At 64.2% G+C, this 6,710-nt stretch carries 6 protein-coding genes; all 6 read left to right on the top strand.

The window, feature by feature from the left end; genetic code table 11:
- Nucleotides 1-842 (top strand): extensin family protein (locus tag WB528_RS23340; RefSeq protein ID WP_423891126.1); only part of this gene is annotated, 842 nt, incomplete at its 5' end.
- 249 nt (nt 843-1,091) lie between these two features.
- Nucleotides 1,092-2,327 carry an acyltransferase family protein gene (locus tag WB528_RS23345; protein WP_423891127.1) on the top strand — a complete coding sequence of 412 codons (1,236 nt, stop codon included), beginning with the start codon at nt 1,092-1,094 and terminating at the stop codon, nt 2,325-2,327.
- An 11-nt stretch (nt 2,328-2,338) separates the two neighbouring features.
- Nucleotides 2,339-3,466 carry an ABC transporter permease gene (locus tag WB528_RS23350; RefSeq protein WP_423891129.1) on the top strand — a complete coding sequence of 376 codons (1,128 nt, stop codon included), beginning with the start codon at nt 2,339-2,341 and terminating at the stop codon, nt 3,464-3,466.
- Nucleotides 3,463-4,194 (top strand): ABC transporter ATP-binding protein, encoded by a 732-nt coding sequence (locus WB528_RS23355; RefSeq protein WP_423891131.1) that lies wholly within the window; start codon nt 3,463-3,465, stop codon nt 4,192-4,194. The genes WB528_RS23350 and WB528_RS23355 overlap by 4 nt, the downstream gene beginning before the upstream one ends.
- A 159-nt stretch (nt 4,195-4,353) precedes the next feature.
- Nucleotides 4,354-5,400 carry an alpha/beta fold hydrolase gene (locus tag WB528_RS23360; protein WP_423891134.1) on the top strand — a complete coding sequence of 349 codons (1,047 nt, stop codon included), beginning with the start codon at nt 4,354-4,356 and terminating at the stop codon, nt 5,398-5,400.
- Nucleotides 5,401-5,503: 103 nt separating this feature from the next.
- On the top strand, nt 5,504-6,595 hold the full coding sequence (locus WB528_RS23365) for a helix-turn-helix domain-containing protein (RefSeq protein WP_423891136.1): 1,092 nt from the start codon (nt 5,504-5,506) through the stop codon (nt 6,593-6,595).
- The last annotated feature ends 115 nt before the right edge of the window (nt 6,596-6,710 follow it).

The raw sequence follows: 6,710 nt of genomic DNA on the forward strand, positions 1-6,710 counted from the left end.
CGAGCGGGCCGGTGTCGTTGCGCGCGCCGAGCGTCGCGCCGGACGAAGACGACGTTCCCTTGCCCGGCGAAGCCGCGCCTGGCGGATGGCGGCCCGGGCCGTCGTCGCCTTACGCGCCACCGCCCGCCTATCCGCGCGATCGTTATGCCCCGGCCTCTCCGCAGCGAGTTGAGGCGCCGCCTTTGCCGCCGCCCACTTCCTATGAGCCGCCGCGGCTCGGTCCGGGTCCGCTCAATTCGTATGCTGCCTCCGGCCCGGTCGCGGTCAAACCGGCGGCGACGCTGGCTTGCCCGATCGTTTCCGTTCTCGACCGCTGGTTTGCCGAGACGGTGCAGCCGGCGGCGCAACGCTGGTTCGGCCAGCGCGTGGTCGAGATCAAGCAGATCTCGGCCTATTCCTGCCGCGGCATGAACGGCAATCCCAGCGCGCACATTTCAGAGCACGCCTTCGGCAACGCGCTCGACATCGCGGCCTTCACGTTCGCCGACGGACGGCGTGTCACGGTAAAGGACGGCTGGCATGGCCTGCCGGAAGAGCAGGGCTTTTTGCGCGACGTCGAGGCGGGCGCATGCCGGCAATTCACCACCGTGCTGGCGCCGGGCTCGAACGCCTACCACTACGATCACATCCATGTGGACCTGATGCGCCGCGCCTCGCGGCGTCTGATCTGCGAACCGGCCGCGGTCTCCGGCGAAGAGATTGCCGGGCGCGCCTCCCAGCGCAACCCCTATGCGTCGTCGCGCGATCCTTATGCGACGGGATCGCTCGGTAGCCACAAGACGGCGTCCGCGCACAAGCACGGCGCGAAGGTCAACGAGGAAGACGAGTTCGAGGACGAGTAGGGCGCGCAGGCTACTCGTGCGCCCCCTCATCGCTTCTCCGTCGTGCTTGTTACGGTCGGCAAAAGCGCCGGCGGTGGTCGGTGGCCAGGCTCCGCGCGCCTCGGAGAAGGCGAGGTCACGCGCCCCAAGCTTGTCATATCTCGGCCTCCAGCCCGTCCATGTGCCGCCGCCGGAAAGTCGCGGTGGGAACAAAGAGTGCGATCTTCCAGTTGGGTTTTGATTACCTGAGAATTTTCACCGCGGCGCCATATGAATTCGAACGTAAATGTGCCGTTCAATAATTTGCGCGGGGCCGTCATCCTGATCGTGATCGCCTTCCACTCCGCGCTGCCCTATCTCGCATCGCAACCGGCGCAACCGTTTGCCTTTGACACCGCTCCCTATCGCTGGGTCGCGTTCCCGATTATCGATCGCGAGCGCTGGTTCGGCTTTGACCTGTTTTGCGCCTGGCAGGACATCAGTTTGATGACGCTGATGTTTTTTCTCGCGGGCTTGTTTGCGCCAACGAGCCTTGGCCGCAGGGGCCCTTTTGCCTATCTCGCCGATCGATGGTGGCGCATTGGCCTGCCCTTTGTGCTGGCGGTCGCCAGTCTCAGCCCACTTGCCTATTACGCCTCGTATCGGTTGACCGCGGCCGATCCATCGCCGGTCGCGTTCTGGCAGCATTGGCGTGCGCTCCCGATGTGGCCCTCCGGCCCGCAATGGTTTCTGTGGCAGGTGTTCGTGCTCAGCGCGCTCGCCGCCGCCCTGCACGGCTTGGCACCTCGATGGCGCCATGCCTTGAGTCGGTTGATCGGAGGACTGAGCGATCGGCCGCTCACCTTTTTTGCGGGGCTGACGGGGCTCTCGGTTCTCGCCTACGTTCCGTTGGCGCTTGTCTTTTCGCCCTGGAATTGGGCCAGTCTCGGGCCCTTCTCCGTTCAGCTCAGCCGTCCCTTGGTCTACTTCGTCTATTTCTTCGTGGGCTTTGCGATCGGCTGCTACGGCTGCGACCGCAGCCTGCTGCGCACCGACGGGCCCATGGCACGGCATTGGCTGGCCTGGCTCGCGGCGGCTGTGATCTGTTTTTCGGCGTGGGGCGGGCTGACCTCGCTCACCCTGCCGGACTGGGACGCGAGTTCCTTCTCGTGCAGGCTGGCAGCGGCACTGGCCTTTCCTCTGGCCTGCGCGACCGGCGTTCTGGCCTACCTGGCCATCGCGCTGCGGCTCTTGCGCGCCCGTTACCGCGTGCTCGATCACCTTTCGAGGAATGCCTACGGCATCTATATCGTGCATTATGTCTTCGTGCTGTGGCTGCAATATGCATTTGTCGGCGTGACCCTGAGTGCGTTCGGCAAGATGATCATTGTCTTCTCGCTGGCGCTGGCGCTGAGCTGGACGACAAGCGCCGGCGTCAGGGTGCTTGCCCGGGCCGGCGTCAAGGCGCGCGTGCGGCGGCCGACAGCCATTTTGACCGAAAGCACGATTGCCGACCAAACGCGATGAGGGTTGAGGGGATGTCTCTGGTAATGACGCTGGCATGGCGCAACCTGTTCCATGACCGGCTGCGCTTCATCGCGACCCTCGTCGGCATCGTGTTCTCGGTCGTGCTGGTGATGGTTCAGATGGGTCTGTACCTCGGCTTCGGCCGCATGGTCACGACCATGATCGACCATGCCAATGCCGACCTCTGGATAATGCCCAAGGGCGCGAAATGCTTCGAGGACCCCTCGCTGCTCGATGCCAAGCTGCGCGAAAAGGTCGCCTCGGTCGGTGGCATTGCTTCCGTGGTGCCGCTGGTGATCGGCTTTTCAGACTGGCGGATCGAGTCGGGCGAGGTGACTCCGGTCTTCATTGTCGGCGCCGATGCCGATGCGTTGCAACCCTGGGACGTCGTCGAAGGCGATGTCCGCGCTCTTTCGCAATCAGGCAACGTGGCCGTGGACCGCACCTACTTCGATCGACTGGGGATCAAGGGACTTGGCGCCACCGCCGAGATCCGCGGGCGTCGCATCAAGGTCGTCGCGGTCACGGCCGGGATCCGATCCTTCACGACGACGCCCTATGTCTTCGTCGATCTGAAGAACGCGCGGTTCTACACCGGCACGCCTTCCAATCGCGCCAGCGACCTGCTGGTTCGCCTGAAACCTGACGTGAATCGAGCCGACGCGATCTCGGCGATTCGCGATCGCATCGGTGACGCCGAGGTGCTCACGACGGACGAATTTCGCAACCGCAGCCGGTCATTCTGGCTGTTCGGCACCGGCGCCGGTGCGGCGCTGTTCGCGGGGGCGCTTCTCGGGGTCATCGTCGGGACCGTGATCGTCGCGCAGACGCTCTATTCTTCGACGAAGGATCATCTCAGCGAGTTCGCCACGCTCCGCGCGATGGGCTCATCGAACAGATACATCTACAACGTCATCATCTATCAGGCGTTGATCAACGCGGTGATCGGCTTCATCATCGCCGCCGCTATCGGCTTCGAGGTGGTCAGGATGACGGCGGGAAGCGCACTGCCGATCGTGATCACGCCATTGCTGGTATCGGCCCTGCTGGTGCTTACGGTCGTGATGTGCGTGGCGTCGGGCCTGGTGGCGATTATCCGCGTCGTTCGCATCGATCCCGCCACGGTATTCATGCGATGAAGGACGTCATCATCGAAGCCAAAGAGGTCAAGAAGACGCTCGGCAGAGGCGCCGGCCAGGTGCAGGCGCTGCGCGGCATAGACCTCAGCTTGCGCAAAGGCGAGCTGACGCTGCTGATGGGGCCGTCCGGCAGCGGCAAGACCACGCTGCTGCTGATCCTCGGCTGCATGTTGACGCCGAGCTCGGGCACGGTCGCGGTCTGCGGCGTCTCGACCAGCGACGCCGACAAGGAAGGCCTGGCCAAAATCCGGCGTGATCATATCGGCTTCGTTTTCCAGTCCTATCATCTGTTCCCGACCTTGACGGCCGCGCAAAATGTTCAGCTTGCGCTCGACATCCGCGACCATCGCGGCAGGGACGCCGCCAAAAAGGCGCGGGAGGCGCTCGCCCTGGTCGGGCTTGAGCAGAAGGCCAAGGCGCTGCCGGACTCTTTGAGCGGAGGCGAGCAGCAGAGGGTTGCGATCGCGCGCGCCTTCGTCGCCAATCCGTCGGTCATCCTGGCCGACGAGCCGACTTCGGCGCTCGACAGCGACAATGGCCGCGCGATCATGCATATTCTCTCCGAGGCCGCGCATGAGCGCGACCGGGCCGTGCTCGTGGTCACCCACGATCCCCGCATCGTCCCGTTCGCCGATCGCATCATCGAGATCGAGGACGGCGTTCTCGTTGCGGGAAAAGCCGGCGAGCCCGAACCGGCGCGAATGCCGAAGGCTGCCGCATGGCCTTGAGGCAGGGATATTGCGGGCGTTCGCGGCGCTTCCGCTTCCTTTCGCAAACGCTTCACAACGATGTGCAATATCAGCGTCATTTTCGGCGTCAGCTTTTGCCACGATTGCAGTCTATGGATCTCCCTCCGCCGGCCGACCCGGCCGAAAGGGAGTCGCGAAATGTCAGACCCAATCGATCGCCGCCGCTTTTTTGGCGCCGCCCTCACAACGGCCGTCACAACCCAATTCGCCCTGGGCGGGCCGGCCCAAGCGCAAACGTCAGCGCAAAATGATTCCGGCGCTTCCGCCAAGGCGGGAGGCCATACATCGTTTCCCGCTCTGAAACAGATCAATGCCGGGCTGCTCAATGTCGGTTATGTCGAAACCGGCCCGGCCGGCGGCAAGCCGGTGATCCTGCTGCATGGTTGGCCCTACGACATCTACAGCTTTGTCGACGTGGCGCCGCAACTCGCCTCGGCCGGCTGTCGCGTCATCGTCCCCTATCTGCGCGGCTACGGCACCACGGCGTTTCTGTCCGACACGACAATGCGCAACGGCCAGCCCTCGGCGGTCGCGGAGGACATCGTCGCACTGATGGACGCGCTCAAGATCGAGAAGGCCACGCTCGCCGGCTTCGACTGGGGCGCGCGCACGGCTGATATTATTGCCGCGCTGTGGCCTGAGCGTTGCACGGCGCTGGTTTCCGTGAGCGGTTACTTGATCGGCGGTCAGGAGGCCGGCAAGTTGCCGCTGCCGCCGCAGGCCGAGCTGCAATGGTGGTATCAATTCTATTTCGCGACCGAGCGCGGCCGCGCCGGCTACGAGAAATATCGTCGCGAGTTTTCCAGGCTGATCTGGCAGCTCGCCTCGCCGAAATGGCACTTCGATGACGCCACCTTCGAGCGGAGCGCGAAGGCGTTCGACAATCCCGACCATGTCGCCATCGTGATTCACAATTACCGCTGGCGGCAGGATCTGGCGCAAGGCGAGGCCAGATATGACGATCTCGAACAGAAGCTCGCCAAAGGTCCTGTGATCGGCGTGCCGACCATCACGATGGAGGGCGATGCCAACGGCGCGCCGCATCCGCCGCCTTCGGCTTACGCGAAAATGTTCTCGGGAAAATATTCGCACCGGACCATCAGCGGCGGCATCGGGCACAACCTGCCGCAGGAAGCCCCTCAAGCGTTTGCCGAAGCGGTGATCGATGTCATAAAGACGGCTTGACCGGCACGACCGTAAAGGGCGGCCGCTGTCAATGGCCTTGACGCTATACCGCAGCCCGCCAATTTGCTAGATCTCGCGCATCGTTTTCCGGGGGGAGTCCCGCGTGTCCCTTATCGAAACTGCGGTGCGTGGCGGAGCATTTTTTCTTCTGGTTCTGGTTGCCGCGCTCCTGCTTCGCGATGCGCGACGTGTGCCGGCCGGGCTCTACGGCGCGCTGTTTGCGCTTGGCGTTGCTGCTTACGTCGTCGTCTCGGCCTCGGCGTTTGCGGGCGAACTGCCTGGCTGGCTGTTTCCGGCGAAACTGGTCGGGATGGGCGATCCGGTGGTGTTTTGTCTATTCGCCGCCGCGCTGTTCGACGACGAGTTCAGGCCATCCTGGTGGCATGCGCTCGCCTGGCTCGCGATCGTGGCGCTCGGCGCTTCATGTTTCCTGATCGGCACGCCGCTGGCCCGCATCGGTTTCTCGACGGTCGGGCTCGGCTGCAGTGCGCTTGGCGCCTGGTATGCGCTGGCCGAGCGGTCGCTCGATCTTGTCGAGGAACGCCGGAGGCTGCGCACTGTCCTGGTGGTTGTCATCGCCTTTTATGCGGCTGCGATCATCGCATCCGAGATCGTTTTTCCGAACGACAGCGGCGGCGAGGAGCTCGCGCTCGCCCTCGGCACCGGATTGCTGGCGCTCACGATCGTGTTCGCGCTGGTTCTGCTGTCGGTCAGCCGGGATGGCTCGTTGATTCCGTTTGGTCAGTCCGAGCCGCAGCCGCTGCCGGTCGCAGCCCGCTCGCCGGCGGCAGCGCCGGGCCTTACCGAGCGATCCGAACGCGACGACGATACGCGGCTGCTCGCAGGCCTGCGGCGTCTGATGGATCATGACAGGGCGTATCGCGAGGAGGGGCTGTCGATCGGCGGTCTTGCCGAAAAGCTTAGCACGTCCGAGCACGGCCTGCGCCGCCTGATTAACCAGCAGCTCGGCTACCGCAACTTCAATGTATTTCTCAATGGCTATCGCCTCGATGACGCCATGACGGCGCTTGCCGACCCGGCGCAGGAGGAGGTTCCGATCCTGACCATCGCGCTCGACGCCGGATTCCAGTCGCTCGGGCCGTTCAACCGCGCCTTCAAGTCGAAAACCGGCATGACGCCGAGCGAATTCCGCCGCGAGCAGCTTGGCCGGCGCACCCGCGTCGCCGCCGAATAGGGCCCTTTATCCGAAATCGGCTAGCCGAATTCGAATTCGGCGGCTCCTCGGAGAGGGTTCGGCGAGAGTACCAAGCCCCTTCCATTCCAAAAAGGTGCGCAGGACAGGCGCCGTC

Source organism: Bradyrhizobium sp., from assembly GCF_049586575.1.
Lineage (GTDB): Bacteria > Pseudomonadota > Alphaproteobacteria > Rhizobiales > Xanthobacteraceae > Bradyrhizobium.

Bases quoted from the DNA above. Each gene is read 5' to 3' on its own strand.
- WB528_RS23355 (WP_423891131.1), top strand. From the start codon at position 3,463: ATGAAGGACGTCATCATCGAAGCCAAAGAGGTCAAGAAGACGCTCGGC.
- WB528_RS23350 (WP_423891129.1), top strand. From the start codon at position 2,339: ATGTCTCTGGTAATGACGCTGGCATGGCGCAACCTGTTCCATGACCGG.
- WB528_RS23345 (WP_423891127.1), top strand. From the start codon at position 1,092: ATGAATTCGAACGTAAATGTGCCGTTCAATAATTTGCGCGGGGCCGTC.
- WB528_RS23360 (WP_423891134.1), top strand. From the start codon at position 4,354: ATGTCAGACCCAATCGATCGCCGCCGCTTTTTTGGCGCCGCCCTCACA.